The organism is Rahnella rivi, assembly GCF_019049655.1.
Taxonomy (GTDB): Bacteria; Pseudomonadota; Gammaproteobacteria; order Enterobacterales; family Enterobacteriaceae; genus Rahnella; species Rahnella rivi.
Window position 1 is genome coordinate 76,922 of record NZ_JAFMOX010000046.1, and the last position, 17,882, is coordinate 94,803.

General features: G+C 54.2%; 15 protein-coding genes. 3 read left to right on the forward strand and 12 right to left on the reverse strand.

Translation table 11 applies throughout. From position 1 onward, the window contains the following. Positions 1–14: 14 nt before the first annotated feature. From J1779_RS03850 to J1779_RS03890, 9 genes are all read right to left on the reverse strand, one after another. Positions 15–1,619, reverse strand: a complete 1,605-nt coding sequence (locus J1779_RS03850) for a GMC family oxidoreductase (protein WP_056770695.1) — start codon at positions 1,617–1,619, stop codon at positions 15–17. Continuing rightward, positions 1,612–2,181: a sorbitol dehydrogenase family protein gene (locus J1779_RS03855; RefSeq protein ID WP_217202921.1), complete on the reverse strand. Its 570-nt coding sequence runs from the start codon at positions 2,179–2,181 to the stop codon at positions 1,612–1,614. Before J1779_RS03855 ends, J1779_RS03850 begins: the two co-directional genes overlap by 8 nt. Positions 2,182–2,223: 42 nt before the next feature. After that, positions 2,224–2,700 carry a GlcG/HbpS family heme-binding protein gene (locus tag J1779_RS03860; RefSeq protein WP_217202922.1) on the reverse strand — a complete coding sequence of 159 codons (477 nt, stop codon included), beginning with the start codon at positions 2,698–2,700 and terminating at the stop codon, positions 2,224–2,226. 405 nt (positions 2,701–3,105) lie between these two features. Next, positions 3,106–4,653 carry a serine hydrolase domain-containing protein gene (locus tag J1779_RS03865; RefSeq protein ID WP_217202923.1) on the reverse strand — a complete coding sequence of 516 codons (1,548 nt, stop codon included), beginning with the start codon at positions 4,651–4,653 and terminating at the stop codon, positions 3,106–3,108. Between the two features lie 85 nt (positions 4,654–4,738). Then, positions 4,739–5,524: an ABC transporter ATP-binding protein gene (locus J1779_RS03870; RefSeq protein WP_056770682.1), complete on the reverse strand. Its 786-nt coding sequence runs from the start codon at positions 5,522–5,524 to the stop codon at positions 4,739–4,741. Further along, positions 5,521–6,351, reverse strand: coding sequence for an ABC transporter ATP-binding protein (locus tag J1779_RS03875; RefSeq protein WP_056770680.1), 831 nt, complete (start codon positions 6,349–6,351; stop codon positions 5,521–5,523). The genes J1779_RS03870 and J1779_RS03875 overlap by 4 nt, the downstream gene beginning before the upstream one ends. Beyond that, the gene (locus tag J1779_RS03880) at positions 6,351–7,277 is read right to left on the reverse strand and encodes an ABC transporter permease (RefSeq protein ID WP_217202924.1); all 927 of its coding nucleotides are present in this window, start codon (positions 7,275–7,277) and stop codon (positions 6,351–6,353) included. Before J1779_RS03880 ends, J1779_RS03875 begins: the two co-directional genes overlap by 1 nt. Then, complete coding sequence (locus J1779_RS03885; protein ID WP_122095310.1) at positions 7,274–8,287, reverse strand: ABC transporter permease; 1,014 nt, start codon at positions 8,285–8,287, stop codon at positions 7,274–7,276. The genes J1779_RS03880 and J1779_RS03885 overlap by 4 nt, the downstream gene beginning before the upstream one ends. Beyond that, on the reverse strand, positions 8,284–9,879 hold the full coding sequence (locus J1779_RS03890) for an ABC transporter substrate-binding protein (RefSeq protein WP_056770667.1): 1,596 nt from the start codon (positions 9,877–9,879) through the stop codon (positions 8,284–8,286). The genes J1779_RS03885 and J1779_RS03890 overlap by 4 nt, the downstream gene beginning before the upstream one ends. A 250-nt stretch (positions 9,880–10,129) precedes the next feature. Here J1779_RS03890 and J1779_RS03895 point away from each other — a divergent pair, with 250 nt between their 5' ends. Then, positions 10,130–11,242, forward strand: coding sequence for a dipeptidase (locus J1779_RS03895; protein WP_056770665.1), 1,113 nt, complete (start codon positions 10,130–10,132; stop codon positions 11,240–11,242). 95 nt (positions 11,243–11,337) lie between these two features. Here J1779_RS03895 and ydgH read toward each other — a convergent pair whose 3' ends face one another. Further along, the gene (gene ydgH, locus J1779_RS03900; RefSeq protein WP_056770662.1) at positions 11,338–12,291 is read right to left on the reverse strand and encodes a DUF1471 family protein YdgH; all 954 of its coding nucleotides are present in this window, start codon (positions 12,289–12,291) and stop codon (positions 11,338–11,340) included. A gap of 537 nt (positions 12,292–12,828) precedes the next feature. On the opposite strand from ydgH, the gene pntA reads away from it, so the two are divergent. Further along, positions 12,829–14,358 (forward strand): Re/Si-specific NAD(P)(+) transhydrogenase subunit alpha, encoded by a 1,530-nt coding sequence (gene pntA / locus J1779_RS03905; protein WP_217202927.1) that lies wholly within the window; start codon positions 12,829–12,831, stop codon positions 14,356–14,358. Positions 14,359–14,368: 10 nt separating this feature from the next. Further along, positions 14,369–15,760 (forward strand): Re/Si-specific NAD(P)(+) transhydrogenase subunit beta, encoded by a 1,392-nt coding sequence (gene pntB, locus J1779_RS03910; protein ID WP_056770657.1) that lies wholly within the window; start codon positions 14,369–14,371, stop codon positions 15,758–15,760. 88 nt (positions 15,761–15,848) lie between these two features. Here pntB and uspE read toward each other — a convergent pair whose 3' ends face one another. Both uspE and J1779_RS03920 read right to left on the reverse strand, forming a co-directional pair. Continuing rightward, positions 15,849–16,808: a universal stress protein UspE gene (uspE, locus tag J1779_RS03915; protein ID WP_056770655.1), complete on the reverse strand. Its 960-nt coding sequence runs from the start codon at positions 16,806–16,808 to the stop codon at positions 15,849–15,851. Between the two features lie 134 nt (positions 16,809–16,942). After that, positions 16,943–17,698, reverse strand: coding sequence for an FNR family transcription factor (locus J1779_RS03920; RefSeq protein ID WP_013575564.1), 756 nt, complete (start codon positions 17,696–17,698; stop codon positions 16,943–16,945). Positions 17,699–17,882 lie beyond the last annotated feature (184 nt).

Below are 17,882 nucleotides of genomic sequence, written 5' to 3' on the forward strand. Positions count from 1 at the left end.
CCTCAGAAAATCAATCAGGCCAGGCTTTTCAGCACCGTATCAGCCATACGCAATGCCAGAGCGGTTCCCGACAACGTGGAGTTCACCGTTGAAGCGGAAGGCATAATGCCGGTACCGGCGATAAACAGATTCGGGTGATCGTGCGTACGGCAGTCGCCGTCCACCACCGAATCCTGCGGATCGCTGCCCATGATCATGGTGCCGGTGATGTGCTGGTTGTTGTCGTACACACCACGCTTGCTGTACACCACCTCAGTGCCGCCCATTTCTTTGACGATTTTCTGGAAATCAAGCATCGACTGGTCATAACCGCGGTGCACGTATTCCGGGAATTTGTAGTGCACTTCGAGGCGCGGAATACCCCATTCGTCTTTTTCGGTTTTGCTGAGAACCACACGGTTTTCCGGCTCCGGCAGCATTTCCAGCAGACATTTCAGCTGAATAAAACGCTCCGACTGATAGGTCAGTTTGTCGTTCAGCGCTTTGCCGTAATAGCCCTGACGCACCAGACGCTCGGTCAGATAACGCACCGGCGACGTGTTGGCGACGTCGATACGTAAGGCCGAGCGGTCGCTGCGGAAGTCGCCGTCGCGCAGGTTATTGATACTGCCCGGACGCATCGGCCCGCGGCCAAAATACACCGGTTCATCGGCATAAAACTCCACCGAGGTGCCGGGATGATCCATCAGGTTGCGGCCGACCATGCCGGAGCTGTTAGCAATGCCGTTCGGGTATTTATCGCTGGTGGACATCAGCAGCAGTTTCGGGCTTTCGATGCCGTTTGCGGTCAGCACGAAGCGTTTGCCGGTGACTTTATGCGCCACTTTATCGGCATCGAGATAATGCACGGCGACGATGTCGCCGCTGTCATTGGCTTCGATGTTGTACACCACGGCGTTGGCAATCACCCGCACACCGGCGTCGATGGCTTTGCGCGCGGAAATGCCACCGTGATACTGCGCATCAATCGGGCACACCGGCATGCAGTTGTTGTTACCGCAGCAGGCCGGGCGGCCGTCGTAGGGAATGCTGTTACGCGCCTGCGGGCCGATCCCCAGCACGTAACCGAGTTTGGCGATGCGTTTGCTGATGCGATCGAACCCGTACGGCAGCGGAATGCCCGGCAACGGATAGGGCTGCGAGCGCGGGGAATCCAGCGCATCGTCACCGGAAACGCCCATCTGAATTTCGGCTTCGGTGTAATAGGGTTCCAGATCCTCATAACCGATCGGCCAGTCGCGGCCCACGCCGTAAAGCGTTTTGATCTTCATGTCGTTAGGCAGCAAGCGGAACGCCTGTCCGGCCCAGTGCCAGGTGGTGCCACCGACGCCGCGCAGATACTGGGCGGCATAAATATCCGGGCCCTTCTGGATCAGATAGTTGTTATCTTTTGGCTGGAATTTCGGTTGCGGCGCCCACGGCTTCGGCGGATAGGGTTCGGTGAAGTCGCCTTTGAGCGGTGACTGGCGGAACAATTCAACCGCTTCATCGCGTTTGATGACCGGTCCGGAATCCAGCATCAGCACGGAAACCCCGGCTTTCGCCATTTTCAGTGCAGCAAGGGAACCGGCAATACCGGCGCCAATAACAACGACATCTGCATTCAGTGCATCAGCCATGAGCCATCACCTCCGTGGAAAATTGTTGCGAAGCAGCAGGTTTATTGACCCAGAAATTCGGTTCACCCGGTGCGTAGCTCGGAGGCAGCAGGTTATTTTTCAGCAACTGATAGCTGACGATATTTTCGAATCCGATACATTTTTGGCTGCCGGGCTGACCGACCACGCCGAGATACCAGCCGCTGACCAGCTGCTGATACAACTGCGCCAGGTCGGCCGGTTGCTGCGCCAGCAACTGATGCAAATCATCACCGACCACGCCGCTGTGCGCGGTGATCAGTGCGGAAAGGGCATCGAGCTGAGTATCAAGTTGGGCATTTTGCTGTGACTGATGCAGCCAGCTGTAAAGCGCCTGAGCCAGATGCGGTTCAAGGGAGTTCATGCCGGTGAGCTGTGCTGAAAGTGTCATAAAACTGGCCGGCATAGTCACTGCCGAGGCCAGTGGCGGGGCGGCATGCGCCAGGGTGGCAAAGACGCCGCCGCCAAGTATCTGGCTGCCGATCCCCGCAGCCAGTGCGCCCGCCGTGCCGATAACCAGCCGGCGACGAGAAAGATTGATCATGACGAGATGTTCCGTGAACGAATTATTATGAGTGTTACGTCGTTATTTCAGGACGGCAGCCGCTTTCTCAGAAGACTGGTTATCGATTTCCTGTTTCGGTGTGCTGACACCGACTGCGCCCACGACTTCACCGTTAAGTGTCAGCGGGAATCCGCCACCCAGCGGCAAAGCATGCGGGATCGCCAGCACCGTGGTTTCGCCACCGGCAAGGCGTTGCATGAATTTCAATGAGGGGGCGTGATAGAGCGCAGACGTGCGCGCTTTACCGATCGAGGCATCCACACACCCCGCCGGAGAACCGTCAAGGCGCTGGAAGGCCAGTAATGAACCAGATGCATCAACAACCGCCACGCAACCGGTGCTGTGTTGTTCCGCAAGAGTGGATTTCACACTGTCGATCACGTTGGCGGCCTGCGCGTTATCCAGCTGCGGGTGTTCAGCGGCGAAGGCGGAAGTGGCCGAAAATAACAGCGTGCTGGCACACAGCAACGCTTGTGCGGTGATATTTTTAACAGACATAGACTCATCCCTTGTAGCAGTAGAAAAACATGGCTTGACGTATTTTTCGAATAAGATTTCAAAAATAAACGTGTTAAATCAGAAAGATTAAAAAGCAGTAACGTTAACGGGCGGAACACTCAGAGGTGTTTCTTATTGCCACACTAACTGGGGCGTTATTGCTCTTTGTTTCGCGGATGTTAATTCAATTAACAAAACGGCAAAAGTGACGATTGCGGCAGGAAATTAATTTTCAGGCGGGTTTGAGAGGGAATTATGCACAAATCAGGCTGGCAGGCCTTATGACATAAGGGGTGAACATTTTGTGCTTTTATGAACCAGATGATCCGTTTGTATTAATGCAATGTGATCGGGTTAACAAAAAAAACCTCCCTGAGCGGGAGGTTTTGGACTGGGCCGGTGTCGTTAACTCTGGGGCTGCCAGCTGCTGCGGCATTCATCACGGCGGAAATTCAGAACGCGGCTGCGGTTAGAAATTAGTTTCACGTTGTACCCCTGGAAGTACAGACAGAAGTTCTTTTTCCACGGGCCGTCGGGCAATTCGACCAGCAACCGTCCCGCGCCCAGAGACGTCAGCTGACCGCTGGCGCGCAATGTCCCCACACCCATCAGGAACTTATCGCCTTCAATATCAAACGCCGCTTTTGACGCCGGATGATACCAGCGGCCCTGAACCATTTTCAGGCAATCGTTAGGCTCAACCGGCGTGAAGTAACGCGGTGCATGGCCGATTTCTCCTTTAATGGCTTTACCGTCCCAGCGCAGGCGCATCGGCATATGCGCGGAAAGGGTGATCGCTTCATCTGCGTCTGCGCCCTGATACAGATTATCTGCCGAACCCAGATAACTGGCCGTGCCGTTGCTGACTTTCAGCCAGTAAGGTTCCGCCGTGCTGGCATACAGCCCGTCAGGCAGAGCGTGGCTGCGCGGAGGAAGCGGGGCGTCTAACAGCGCTGACATGACGTCCAGCGCATGGCTGTACGCGGCGGTGTCTTCTCGGTTGGACACCAGCGCGACCCCTGCATCCCGCTCAGGATGCAGCAGGAAATAGGCTTTGTAACCGGCGTGAGAACCGCCGTGCCCGTAAACCGTATGCGGTCCTATTTGCGTCGAGGTGGTGCCCAGCCCGTAAGCGGAAGGGATATCGCCGTGCAGGTAACGTTGCGCTGTCAGGGTGTTTAATACGCCCGCGCCGGGGCCGGTTTGCGAAAGCAGGCTCTGCAACCAGACGGAAAGCGAACGGACGCTGCCGGTCAGGCTGCCGGAAGCGGAAAGATGCAGACCGGCGAGGGCGGTTTTCCAGCCGCTGGTGTCCAGCCAGTAACCCGGTGCCAGGCCGGGCACAATATCGAACCAGGTTTCCGGCGCGTGAAGCGCGATGTCCAGCGGTTGCGCGATATGCTTTTGCAGCAGATCTTCAAACAAGATGCCTTTCTGTTTGAGGATTTCTTCCACCAGCCGGTAGCCGGTGTTGCTGTAGGAAATCTCGCTGCCGGCCGGGAAATTCAGCGCGCCATCTTGTGCCAGAAACGTCATGATCGCTTCTGCGTCGCTGACGTTGTAAACCGACACGCCAAGCAGCGAAAGGGTTTCACGGACATCCGGCAGACCGCCGGTCATGTCCAGTGCCTGACCTATCGTCACCTGAGCCATCGGGGCTTTCAGCTGAGGTAAATGCTTGCCAAGAGGGTCATTCACCGAAAGACCGGCATCGCTTTTCAGCAACGCCAGTGTGGCGAAAATATGTTTGGTGACCGAGGCGTAGCGGACAACGGAGTCAATGCTGAAAGGGGTTGTGGTGGTGAGGTTTTCCAGGCCGCCGGTGGCAAAACCGCGCAGGGTTTTACTGTCGAAGAGGGTGATGGCGCCGCCCGGTTCGCCGGGTTTATTCCAGTTACCGGTAATACGTTTAGCCGTCGCTTCTGCGGCGTGCCACTGTAAATCAGAGGTCATTTGCGTCTCCACAAACTGTCTATCAGTGAGAAAGTGGGCAGCCGGAGCTGCTCGTGAAACCTGAACCTGTGCCGCGGGAAAACGGTTATTCGGGTTCCTCTAAACTGAGACTCAACGATCGTAATTCTGCGGTATGCGGATGGCTGACGTTGCCCGTCCGTAAATCGTCTGCGCTCAGAAGCTCGACCATTTCACCACCAATCATCACGCCAATGCTGGTGCAAAGGTGCGTTACCACCGCCAGATTGTGGCTGACCAGAATATAAGTGAGGTTGCGGCGTTCACGCAGGTCGCAAAGCAGGTTGAGGATTTCCGCCTGCACCGAGACGTCCAGCGCCGAGGTCGGCTCATCAAGCAGTAAAATTTCCGGTTCTGAAATCATTGCCCGGGCGATGGCCACGCGCTGGCGTTGCCCGCCGGAGAGCTGATGCGGGAAACGAAAACGCACGGACTGCGGCAGACCGACTTCGCTCAGTGCGTCGGCAATGCGCTTCTCAATATTCAGAAAGCCATGAACGATCAGCGGTTCGCTGAGAATACGGTCGATGGTCTGGCGCGGATGCAGGGAGCCATAGGGATCCTGAAAAACCATCTGCACGCGGCGGAAAAAACGCTTCTGCCGGACGGGCGTCTGGTCTTCACCGCCGATGACCATTTCGCCGGACCATGACTGATTCAGCCCGGCCAGCGCGCGCAGAATGGTCGATTTCCCCGAGCCGCTTTCACCGACAATGCCAAAACATCCGCCGGGGGCGACGCTGAAACTGACGCCTTTCACCACTTCGGTATCGCCGAACGCAATGCGCAGATTGTTGAGGATAATCTTACTGTTATCGAAAAAATCAATGTGTGTTGAGGCGTGTTCTGTCATGAGGTTTTCCATGCTTCATCACGTACCAGCACCGGCAGCCTGTCCCGCGGATGTTTCAGAGACGGCAGGCATTCCAGCAGCCCGCGCGTGTACGGATGCTGCGCGTTGAGTAAGTCACCGGCCTGTAAGGTTTCCACAATGCGTCCGGCATACATCACCGCCACCCGGTCGCAGAATTTTGACACCAGCGGCAGGTCGTGGCTGATCAGAATCAGCCCCATTCCCCGGCTGGACACCAGATCGTCGAGCAGACGTAAAATCTCGGCCTGCACCGTGGCATCCAGCGCGCTGGTGGGTTCATCGGCAATCATCAGCTCGGGGTCGGGCGCCAGCATCATCGCGATCATTACGCGCTGGCCCATGCCGCCGGACACTTCATGCGCATAACGTTCGGCCACTTTATGCGGATCACGGATGCGCACCTGATCGAGCAGTTCGATGGCGGCGTTCATCGCCTGTTTTTTTGTGCCGCCTTTGTGAGTCAGCCAGGCTTCCGCCACCTGTTTCCCCACCGGCATCACCGGATTCAGCGAGTATTTCGGATCCTGTAAAATAAAGCCCACGCGTTTACCGCGAATTTGCCGCATCTGCTTTTCACTGGCATGACGCAGGTCTATGCCATCGAAAGAGAGCGTTTCGGCCCGGCAATGGGCGCTGGAAGGCAGCAGGTTCATCAGGCAGCGGGCGGTCAGGGATTTCCCTGAACCGCTTTCGCCCACGATGCCAAATTTTTCTTTACCCAGCGACAAAGAAACGCCGCGCACGGCATCAAAACTGCCGCTGTTGGTTTTAAACGTAATGTGCAGATCTTTGATATCAACCAGCATCATTGCTCCTTAGGATCGAGAACGTCACGCAGCCCGTCGCCGAGGAAGTTAAACGCCAGAGATGTCACAAAAATGGCAATCGCCGGAATTAACGGCACCCACCATTCGCTGAACAGGAACCGGCGGGCGGTGGCAATCATCGCGCCCCATTCCGGTGACGGAGGCTGTGCGCCCATGCCCAGAAAGCCCAGGCTGGCGGCGGTGATAATGATGGAACTCATGTCGAGCGTGATACGCACCACCAGGCTCGGAACGCACAGCGGCATGATATGACGCAGTACAATACGGGCCGACGTTGCGCCGGTCAGCCGGCAGGCGGCGATGTAATCAGTGCCGCGCACCTGCATAGTTTCCGCGCGCGCCAGACGGGCATACGGCGGCCAGGCGGTGAGGGCGATGGCCAGAATGGCGCTTTCAATCCCCGGCCGCAGTGCGGCGACAAAGGCCAGCGCCAGAATCAGACGCGGGAAGGCGAGGAAGATGTCGGTGACGCGCATCAGCAGGCGATCTACCCATCCGCCCGCATAACCGGCCACGCAGCCAATCAGCAGGCCGAGCGGAGCGACGATCGCCACAACGATGATCACCATGCCCAGCGTGATGCGACCGCCGTAGAGAATCCGGCTCAGGGTATCGCGGCCCAGCTCGTCGGTGCCCAGCCAGTGCAGGGAGGACGGCTTGGCTAAGCGGTGCGCCAGATCCTGCGCACCCGGATCATACGGCGTCAGCCAGGGCGCAAAAATGGACAGCAGCAGAACAATCAGCACCGTGAAAAGACCGGTGACAGCGAGTGGATTTTTGCGCAGGCCGAGCCAGATGCGGTAACGGCGTCCCCACACGGCCTGCGTGCGGGTCAGCGGCGTATCCGCCAGCAGCCAGACGCGGCTACCGGCGCGGGGTGGCGATGTAACAGGGAGTGAGGTCATTTTACGCGGGGATCCAATAGTCGGTAGAGAAGGTCGGCCAGCAGGTTGAGCAGCACATATATCGCGCCGATCAGCAGCGTGGAGCCGATCACCGGGTTCATATCCGCATTCATCAGTGAGACGGTGAGATATTGTCCAAGACCCGGCCAGGAAAAGACGTTTTCAGTGACCACCGCACCTTCCAGCAAACCGGCATAGGTGAGTGCCAGAACGGTGATGAGCTGAACGCCGACGGTCGGAAACGCATGTTTCCAGATCACACGCTGCGCCGATAACCCTTTGGCGCGGGCGGTGATCACATACTCGCCGCTCAGCGCGTTCAGCATAAAGGTGCGGGTCATGCGGGTGATGTAGGCCATGCTGAAATACGCCAGGATCAGCACCGGTTGCGCCATGTGCGCCAGTGCATCGCGGAACGCCCCCATGTCCCCGGCAATCAGCGAGTCCACGGTTAACAATCCGGTGACCTGAGGGATCATGTCCTGATAAATGATGTCCTGACGTCCCGGCCCCGGCGCGATACCGAGCACCGAGTAGAAAATCAGCAGGCTGAGCAGGGCCAGCACAAACACCGGCAGCGAGTGACCGGCCAGACATACCACACGGATGGTCTGATCGATCCAGCTGCCCTGACGGGTTGCAGCCCAGACGCCCAGAGGAATGCCGATCACGGCGGCGATAATGATCGCTGCCGTGGCCAGTTCGAGCGTTGCGGGGAAGAACCGGGCGATATCGGTGGTGACCAGATTGGAGGTCAGGGCGGAACGGCCTAAGTCACCGTGAAACACCTGACTGATGTAATGGAAGAACTGCAACCAGAGGGGCTGGTCCAGCCCCATTTCATGACGAACCCGTTCGACGACTGCCTGCGGGGCGTTATCGCCAACCGCAGCCAGAACCGGATCTGTCGGCATCACGCGACCGATAAAAAACGTCACCACCGACAGACCAAACAAAGTAAGACAAACGCTGATGCAGGTACTCAGATAGCCATTGAGTCTCTTGCTCACGCTTTCACAACCTTCTCGTAAGGGCTGGTGTTCATGACAGTTAATGCCACGCCGGAAATGACATTACGGCAGGCGGCGGTATTGGTCGGTTGCAGCATGATGATAAACGGGCTGTTTTCCATATGTCTGGTCTGCAATTCTTCATAGAGTTTGATTCGGGTGGCCGGATCGGACTCTTTCAGCGCTTTGGTGCTGAGATCGGAAATGCTTTTGTCCTGCCAGCTGCAACGCCACGCCAGCGTGCGGCTCTTGGCAGCATCGGTGTTATCCGGGTTGCTGCAGAACGCTTCGGCATTTGAGTTCGGATCAAAGTAATCCGCGCCCCATTGGGTCAGTGCCAGTTGCTGCTGACGCGCACGCATCTTGGTCAGCACCTGACGGCTCTCGGCGGCCAGTAAGGTCACTTTGATGCCCACTTCGGCGAGGTTCGACTGCAAAGCCTGCACGATGTCTGAGGAAGGTGAAGCGGAGTAGTGATCCAGCGTGATTTCAAATCCGTTCGGGAAACCGGCTTCGGCCAGCAGGGCTTTCGCTTTAGCAACATCACGTTTGTACATAATGGTGTTCACCGCCGCCGGGAAACCTTCAGGCAGGAAACTTTGATGGATTTTGTGCGTCAGCGGCACGATGTGCTGCTGAATGTTTTCGTAATCTACGGCCCACTTAAGCGCCTGCCAGACCTGCGGTTTAGCCAGGTTCGGGTGCGCCGTGTTAGCAGAAAGCATGTAAGTGCCGGCGATACCTTTGCGCACCAGGGTGAAGTTTTTGTCGTTCATCAGCGGACGCAGCTGTTCTGTAGTCAGGTTGCGTGCGATATCCACATCACCTTTTTGCAACATCAGCAGTTGCGCAGAAGGATCGACGATGTGACGCATGATGATGCGCTGGATGTTACCCGCGTGCGGGTTGTTTTTATTGCTTTCAAGAATGACGGATTCGCTGACTTTCCAGTCGCGCAGCTTGAAAGCACCTGAACCGGCACTGTTTTTCTTCAGCCAGGCGTTGCCCAAATCGTCACCTGCCTGATTCGCCAGACAGGCCGATTTCTGCACGATGCTGCCGACGTTGGCGGTCAGGCAGTAGAGCAGGAAAGATTCAGACGCAGGTTCAGCGGTTTTGATCACCAGCGTTTCGGCATCAGGCGCGGTGACCATGCTGTCTACGTTATCTTTGGTGTAGCCAAACTGATTGATGATATAGGCCGGGCTCTTGTCGAGTTTCACCACACGTTGCAGGGAGAACGCGGCATCTTCTGCGGTGACCGGTTTGCCATCGGCCCATTTGGCTTTTGGATCCAGTTTGAAGGTGAAGGTTTTTTTGTCGTCAGACGCGGTCCAGGACAGGGCCAGATCGCCTTCGATTTCGTCCGGGGAGGCCAGCTTTGGTTTCACCAGTTGCTGATACATATTGCCGGTAATTTCACTGCCAACAGATTCGAAGCTTTCATGCGGATCCAGACTGGTAATGATGTCGAGCTGGATAGCCATCACCAGTATCGAGGCTGGCGTGGCAGCAAACACTGAATCAAACTTCAGGTAAGACAAAGCGGGTATTGCGGAAAAACCGGTAACGAATTGACGCCTGGTAACCATAACTACTCCCATCGTGTTGATATATAAAAGTAAAATTAAATATTACAGTGGCAAACCCTTGACTTCACCGCAGGCAACTGGCTTAAATGAAAAACCGTTGCTTTGCACCCTTCGACGTTTCATATCGAAAAATCTAATGTGAATGACGACAGACTTGTTCCTCTTTAGTGCAACATCGCATTGGTGGTGCACTTCCTGCGGGCAACTCGCCGTTGTCTCAGTCACGCTCAATCAAAGGTAGACCTTTTTTATGAATAACGTAGCGCACGGATCTGAAGAGCTCATGCCAGTTTTTGATGGACATAACGACGTTTTGCTACAACTTTGGACAGAACATCGTCAAAATCCTGAGCATGCATTCCTCCAGGGCCCGGCCAGCGGACAAATGGATCTGCCTCGCTGCCGTGAAGCAGGCTTTGCTGGCGGGCTTTTCGCCGCCTGGGTACCGACTCCTGATGTCGATCTTGCAAAGACCGTGCCCGATCGCTCGGTGGATACGCAATTTCTGCTGGAAGGTACTCAAAAACATCCTGATTTTTCTCCGACACCTTCTTTCGATTTTGCACGCGACGTCACGTTTGGCATGATGGCGTTTCTGTTGCGCATCGAAGAGCAGTCACAGGGAAAGGTGAAAATTTGTCGCACGGCGCGGGATATTCGACATTCAATCGATAACCACGCATTAGCTGTGGTTATGCATATTGAAGGCGCGGAAGCGATTGATGCCGATCTCTACAATCTCGACGTGTTGTACAGCATGGGATTGCGGTCACTGGGGCCGGTGTGGAGCCGTCCGAACATCTTCGGGCACGGTGTGCCATTCAAATATCAGACCTCGCCGGATATCGGGCCGGGCCTGACCGATGCAGGCATCCGCCTGATTAAAGCCTGTAATCAGAAACGCATCATGATTGACCTCTCGCATCTGAACGAAAAAGGATTCTGGCAGGTCGCGAAACTCAGTGATGCGCCGCTGGTCGCCAGCCATTCCAATGCGTTCAGCATTTGTCCGCAATCGCGAAATCTGACCGATAAACAACTCGGCGCAATCAGGGAGAGCCAGGGTTTTGTGGGGCTGAACTTTGCTGTGCCGTTCCTGCGGGAAGATGGCAAACGCAGTGATGACACCGGCACCGAGATCATGGTGCGACACGTGGATTATCTGGTGGAACATCTGGGTGAGGATGGGGTGGGCTTTGGTTCAGATTTCGATGGTGCGTCAATGGCGCCGTTTATGTCTGACGTTGGTGGTCTGCCGGTGCTGGTGGAGGCATTAAGGAAAGCAGGGTACGGGCAGGCATTGCTCGAGAAGATTTGCTACAAAAACTGGATCAACGTGCTGGAAAGAACCTGGGGCGAGTAATGGCCCGGCATCGGCATCACGTCCGTGTCGCACAATGAGGTATAAAAAAAGGCAGCTATCAATAGCTGCCTTTTTGCTGTGTGCTGACGTCAGACTTATTTGAAGAAGTCAGCGCTCACGGTCAGGTTACCACCGCTCTTGTTCTGCCACTGGCGGGTAATGTGGTAGAACTTGGCACCTTTCGCCGCAGCACGGTTCGCAACTTCCTGCGAAACATCCGTCGTGCTGTTGAAGTGCCCGGTGAAGGTAGCGGAATCAAACGGAACCATCTGTGCTGCGGTAACGTCGTTCACTTCCTGAATTTTGGCACCGTTGGTCGCGGTGACAGTGTAACGTTTACCGGTAGACGTCTGGGTTTCAAAGAAACGACCCACTTCGCGGCTTGGGCTGCCTGAAGACGCAACGCCAGGGATTTCTACTTTCTTCGCGGCTGCGCCACCGGCGGCCAGTGCGGCTTTACCTGCTTCAGAATCTGCAGGGATAGCATCCGGATCCTGAACAACACGTTTCGCGGCATCTTTTTTGTAGATGAACGCGGTGATGTACTGGTTGCCGCCGCTGTTGGCATCAATCTGGCGAACGATGAAGAAGGAGTAAGCCCCCTTGTCTTTCGCTGCTTTAGTGATGGCATCATTTACGTCTGGCTGGCTGCGATAAAAACCGCTGACTGTCACGGTGTCGAAAGGCTCAAGCTGATAGGCCACATCTTTAGGCAGCTCGACCACGCCGTTGATCACACGGTAATTTGTGTTCTTGCTCACTTCTGGCGCATCTTTTTTATAGATATCTGCAACGACGCGCCAGTTGCCGCTATTGTTAGAAGAGTTGGTGTCCTGAATATAGAAATAATCCGCGCCCAGTGTATCGGCGCGGCGTGATACGGCATCAGCCGCATCGCCAAGCGTGTTAAAACGCCCGGAAATAACAATGCGATCAAAGGGTTTGATGGCTGCTGCTTTCTGCGGGCTTATTTCCTGCGCGGCGTGAGCAGCAGACAGCGCAGAAACAGAAAACAGGGCCGATACGATGATCGTTTTTGTCAGCTTCATAAAAAATCCTTTCACCTTGCGCAGTAATGTTGAAACGTGCTGAATTCTTGATGTGTAACAGGTTAGCGGCCGATTATTGCATGTAACAATGCTGAGTGTCTCAGTAATTTATGGCAATTATGCGAGCGTCAACGCGGTGACACGGTTCTTTTTTTGCTGACCATAACTTATATAAGTTTAAGGAATAATCCAAGTAGTGAAATTAATGTTAATTATTCACTATTTTCTAACTTTTATGCCCATCCGGCGCGGTCTGCAAGCGTGAAGGGCAGAGTGATAGATCTGGTTTCACTGGCGTATTAAAGAGAATTAAACACGTGTTTCTCTGGGTTTGCAGCAGGTTTGCGGCCCATATCAATTTTTTTATTATTAATTACCTGACTATCGCTGCGATACGTAGATTATTGATTAGATATTCAGTAGGTTATAACCAGCCTGAAAAAATACTCTCCGGCGTTCTTCATAAGCCAGCAGGCTGGTAAATAAAATGTTATGACGATGACACAAATCATCAATGAAAAGGGTGAAGGGAATACTATGCGTATTGGTGTACCAAGAGAGCGGTTGACCAATGAAGCCAGAGTCGCAGCCACACCGAAAACGGTGGAGCAGTTGCTGAAACTCGGCTTTACGGTCGCTATCGAACAAGGTGCCGGGAAGTTAGCCAGCTTTGAGGACGCCGCTTATGAACAAGCGGGTGCGTCTGTGGTCAGCGGCGAAGAAGTGTGGCATTCAGATATCGTTTTAAAGGTGAATGCACCTGAAAACGACGAAATCGATAAATTACAGGCAGGTACCACGCTGGTCAGCTTTATCTGGCCTGCACAGAACCCTGAGCTTATTCAGAAACTGGCTGACCGTCAGGTCACCGCCATGGCAATGGATTCCGTGCCGCGTATTTCCCGCGCACAATCTCTGGATGCCCTGAGTTCTATGGCTAACATCGCCGGTTACCGTGCGATCGTCGAAGCCGCTCACGAATTCGGTCGTTTCTTCACCGGGCAGATCACCGCCGCCGGTAAAGTGCCACCGGCCAAAGTGATGATTATCGGTGCCGGCGTGGCTGGCCTGGCTGCCATCGGCGCAGCAGGCAGTCTCGGTGCCATTGTTCGTGCTTTTGATACCCGCCCTGAAGTGAAAGAGCAGGTTCAGAGCATGGGCGCAGAGTTCCTCGAACTCGATTTTGAAGAGGAAGCAGGCAGCGGCGACGGTTATGCCAAAGTCATGTCAGAAGCCTTCATCAAAGCAGAAATGGCGCTGTTTGCCGCTCAGGCTGAAGAAGTGGATATCATCGTGACCACCGCGCTGATCCCTGGCCGTCCTGCACCGAAGCTCATCACCAAAGACATGGTGGCTTCCATGAAGCCGGGCAGTGTGATCGTCGATCTGGCGGCCCAGACGGGCGGTAACTGTGAACTGACCGTGGCGGATAAAATCACCACGACAGAAAACGGTGTGAAGATCATCGGTTATACCGACTTACCCAGCCGTCTGCCGACGCAATCCTCCCAGCTTTACGGAACCAACCTGGTCAACCTGCTGAAACTGCTGTGCAAAGAGAAAAACGGTGAAATCGAGATCGATTTCGAAGATACCGTTGTTCGCGGCGTGACCGTTGTGAAAGCCGGTGAAGTGACCTGGCCTGCGCCAGCCATTCAGGTGTCTGCGCAACCTCAGGCGGCGAAAGCCGCAGAACCTGTCGCCAAAGTGGAAGCCAAACCGGCCTCTCCGTGGACCAAGTTCATCATTATGGCTGTGGCCATTGTGCTGTTTGGCTGGCTGGCGAACGTTGCGCCGAAAGAGTTCCTGTCTCACTTCACCGTGTTTGCGCTGTCCTGCGTGGTGGGTTACTACGTGGTCTGGAACGTCAGCCATGCCCTGCATACACCGCTGATGTCGGTCACGAACGCCATTTCCGGGATCATCGTGGTGGGCGCAGTGCTGCAAATCGGTCACGGCGGCTGGGTCAGCTTCCTGTCCTTTATTGCCGTACTGATCGCCAGTATCAATATTTTTGGCGGATTCACCGTCACTCAGCGCATGCTGAAGATGTTTCGTAAGAATTAAGGGGTAGCATATGTCTGGGGGTTTAGTTACAGCAGCATATATTGTTGCCGCTATTCTGTTTATTTGCAGCCTTGCGGGGCTCTCTAAACATGAAACGTCAAAACAGGGGAACATCTTCGGTGTTACCGGGATGGCGATCGCGTTAATCGCGACCATTCTCGGCCCTGACTCCGGTAACGTTGGCTGGATCATCGTTGCGATGGTGATCGGTGGCGCAATCGGTGTTTATCTGGCGCGCAAAGTCGAAATGACTGAAATGCCGGAACTGGTGGCGATTCTGCACAGCTTCGTCGGTCTGGCTGCGGTTCTGGTTGGCTTTAACAGCTATCTGGATCACGGTTCAGTGCCAATGGAAGGCGTGATGGAAAATATCCATCTGACGGAGGTCTTTCTCGGTATCTTCATCGGTGCGGTGACGTTCACCGGTTCAATCGTGGCTTTTGGCAAACTGCGCGGAATTATCTCTTCCAAACCGCTGGCGTTGCCACATCGTCATAAATTGAATCTGGCTGCGCTGGTGGTGTCTTTCCTGCTGATGGTGACGTTCGTGCGTACCGAAAGCGTGGGTCTGCAAGTGCTGGCTCTGCTGATCATGACTCTCATTGCACTCGGCTTCGGCTGGCATCTGGTGTCGTCGATTGGCGGCGCGGACATGCCGGTTGTGGTGTCCATGCTGAACTCGTATTCCGGTTGGGCAGCAGCGGCGGCGGGCTTTATGCTCAGCAACGACCTGCTGATCGTGACCGGTGCGCTGGTCGGTTCCTCCGGTGCGATCCTGTCTTATATCATGTGTAAAGCGATGAACCGTTCGTTCATCAGCGTGATTGCAGGCGGCTTCGGCACGGACGGTTCATCAACCGGCAATGCTGAAGAGATGGGCGAGTATCACGAAGCGAGCGCGGAAGATGTGGCAGACATGCTGAAAAACGCCAGCTCAGTGATCATCACCCCTGGCTACGGCATGGCGGTGGCTCAGGCTCAGTATCCGGTTCACGACATCACAGCGAAACTGCGTGCGAAGGGCATTAAAGTGCGTTTCGGTATTCACCCTGTTGCAGGGCGCTTGCCGGGCCACATGAACGTTCTGCTGGCAGAAGCGAAAGTGCCGTATGACATCGTGCTGGAAATGGATGAAATCAATGATGATTTCAGCGATACCGACGTGGTGCTGGTTATCGGTGCCAATGACACCGTGAACCCGGCAGCGCAGGAAGATCCGCGCAGCCCGATCGCCGGCATGCCGGTGCTGGAAGTGTGGAAAGCGCAGAACGTGATCGTGTTCAAACGTTCTATGAACACCGGTTATGCCGGCGTACAGAACCCGCTGTTCTTCAAAGAAAATACGCAGATGCTGTTTGGCGATGCAAAAGAAAGCGTTGAGAAGATCCTTCGCGCGCTCTGATTGTTATCAGTTCTATCGTTAACAGTAATGAAAAAGGCCAGTCATATGACTGGCCTTTATTTTTTGTGGAACCCCGGCGGCTTTGAAGTTACTCGTCGTCGTCCTCTTCATCATCGTCCTGCGTGATCGGGCATTCGAAATCATCAGGTTTAATCGCCAGCAAATCGCATTTAAGATGGTCGATCACCTGTTCAGTGGTATTACCGAGAAACGCGGCTGACAGACCAGTACGGCCAATCGCGCCCAACACCACCACACCGGCTTGCAAATGTTCAGCCAAATCGGGGATAACTTCTTCCGGCAGGCCTTTTTCTACGTGAGTGAATTTTTCATCAATTTGGAATTTCTGCCGTAACGCTTTCATGGCAATCAGATGCTGACCACGGATGGCGTCGTTGTAAACGCTGGGATCAAAGTCCGGCAGTTCAATGGCGATATTGATCGGTGTGACAGGGTATGCGCCGACCAGATGGACTTCCGTCTGATTAACGTGAGAGGCCAGTTCGATACTTTCTTTCACCAGTTTGATATTAAGCGGATCGTGGTAGGGCTCTTCGCTGGAAAGGTTCACCGCGACGACGGCTTTACCGCCTTCTGGCCACGGCTGGTCTTTCACCATCCACACCGGACACGGGCACTTACGCAGCAAATTCCAGTCAGTAGGGGTGAAGATAACGGATTCGAGGCGGTCGTGCTGATGAGCCATTTTTAACAGCAGGTCGTGCTGGGCAGAAATGACTTCCTGAATAATCGCTTCAAAGGGTTTGTTATGCCAGACCACTTTAACTTCAATCTGGATACCGGCCTCAATGTAGTAGCGGCACTGCTCTTTAATCCATTCCGCCCGCTCGTTGATCACACTTTGTCGCATGCTCGTCCGTTCATCAGGCGACAGCATGGTGGTCATCTCATAGGAGAAATCATAAATAGACAGGAAAGCTTTGATCCGTCCACCGTTACGCTGCACCAGATAAACGGCGCGTCGCAGTGCGGGTTGATCATCCTGATTGGGGTCTATAGCAACGAGTAAATTCTGATACTTAGCCATGGGGACTCCTTAACACCTGTGAGAGAACAGCATTTCACTGTATTAAGTACAGAGTAAACCAAGATTAAGCAATCGGACAGCGGAGAAATTGAGTCGGATCAACAAATTATTCACTGATGATCCGACACAAAAATTTAAGCAGAGACGGGAGCAGACTGACCGGCTAATTGAGAAAGCATTTCATGATTCTCAATGGTGATGTATTTCCCTTTCACACTCAGCATTTCTGATTTCTGGAAACGGCCTAACAAGCGGCTGATGGTTTCCACGGTCAGGCCGAGGTAGTTACCGATGTCGCCACGGGTCATGGTCAGACGGAATTCACGCTGAGAGAAACCACGCTGTGCGAAACGGCGGGAGAGGTTGTAGATGAAAGCAGCCAGACGTTCTTCGGCATTTTTCTTCGACAACAGCAGGATCATATCCTGGTCGCCTTTGATCTCACCGCTCATCAGACGCATCATTTGCTGGCGCAGATTCGGCATTTTCCCGGAGAGATCATCAAGTGTCTCAAACGGGATTTCACACACCATGGAAGTTTCCAGAGCCTGTGCGAAACTCGGGTGCTGCAAACCGCCGATCGCATCAAAGCCGACTAAATCACCTGCCAGATGGAAACCGGTGATTTGCTCGTCACCTTGTTCGGTGATGGTGTAGCTCTTGATGGTGCCGGAACGGATGGCGTAAAGGGATTTCAATTCATCGCCAGCTTTGAACAGTGCCTGGCCTTTTTGAATCGGTTTTTTCCTTTCGATGATGTTGTCGAGCTGGTCGAGTTCATGCTCGTTCAGCGTGAAAGGAATGCAAAGCTGACTAATGCTACAGTCCTGACAATGGATCGCACAGCCACCAGATTGGATACGTCGAATAATACGCTTTTCCGGGATCATAAGAGTCACTCAGGCAATATTGATATGGGTCAATTTTAACATCTTTTGCGGCGAGTGATAAGTAGCAGAATGGGGCTAAAAGGGCGAAATGTTAAAAAACCACGATTTTTAACGGGTTTTTTTTCTAATTGTTTTGATCTGAACGAGGTATTTCGACGAATTGAGAATCAATGAGATTTAGATG

Coding starts and splice junctions, on each gene's coding strand:
- J1779_RS03870 (WP_056770682.1), bottom strand. CDS start 5,524: ATGACAGAACACGCCTCAACACACATTGATTTTTTCGATAACAGTAAG.
- pntA (WP_217202927.1), top strand. CDS start 12,829: ATGCGTATTGGTGTACCAAGAGAGCGGTTGACCAATGAAGCCAGAGTC.
- uspE (WP_056770655.1), bottom strand. CDS start 16,808: ATGGCTAAGTATCAGAATTTACTCGTTGCTATAGACCCCAATCAGGAT.
- pntB (WP_056770657.1), top strand. CDS start 14,369: ATGTCTGGGGGTTTAGTTACAGCAGCATATATTGTTGCCGCTATTCTG.
- J1779_RS03895 (WP_056770665.1), top strand. CDS start 10,130: ATGAATAACGTAGCGCACGGATCTGAAGAGCTCATGCCAGTTTTTGAT.
- J1779_RS03890 (WP_056770667.1), bottom strand. CDS start 9,879: ATGGTTACCAGGCGTCAATTCGTTACCGGTTTTTCCGCAATACCCGCT.
- J1779_RS03875 (WP_056770680.1), bottom strand. CDS start 6,351: ATGCTGGTTGATATCAAAGATCTGCACATTACGTTTAAAACCAACAGC.
- J1779_RS03880 (WP_217202924.1), bottom strand. CDS start 7,277: ATGACCTCACTCCCTGTTACATCGCCACCCCGCGCCGGTAGCCGCGTC.
- J1779_RS03865 (WP_217202923.1), bottom strand. CDS start 4,653: ATGACCTCTGATTTACAGTGGCACGCCGCAGAAGCGACGGCTAAACGT.
- J1779_RS03860 (WP_217202922.1), bottom strand. CDS start 2,700: ATGTCTGTTAAAAATATCACCGCACAAGCGTTGCTGTGTGCCAGCACG.
- J1779_RS03920 (WP_013575564.1), bottom strand. CDS start 17,698: ATGATCCCGGAAAAGCGTATTATTCGACGTATCCAATCTGGTGGCTGT.
- J1779_RS03850 (WP_056770695.1), bottom strand. CDS start 1,619: ATGGCTGATGCACTGAATGCAGATGTCGTTGTTATTGGCGCCGGTATT.
- J1779_RS03855 (WP_217202921.1), bottom strand. CDS start 2,181: ATGATCAATCTTTCTCGTCGCCGGCTGGTTATCGGCACGGCGGGCGCA.
- ydgH (WP_056770662.1), bottom strand. CDS start 12,291: ATGAAGCTGACAAAAACGATCATCGTATCGGCCCTGTTTTCTGTTTCT.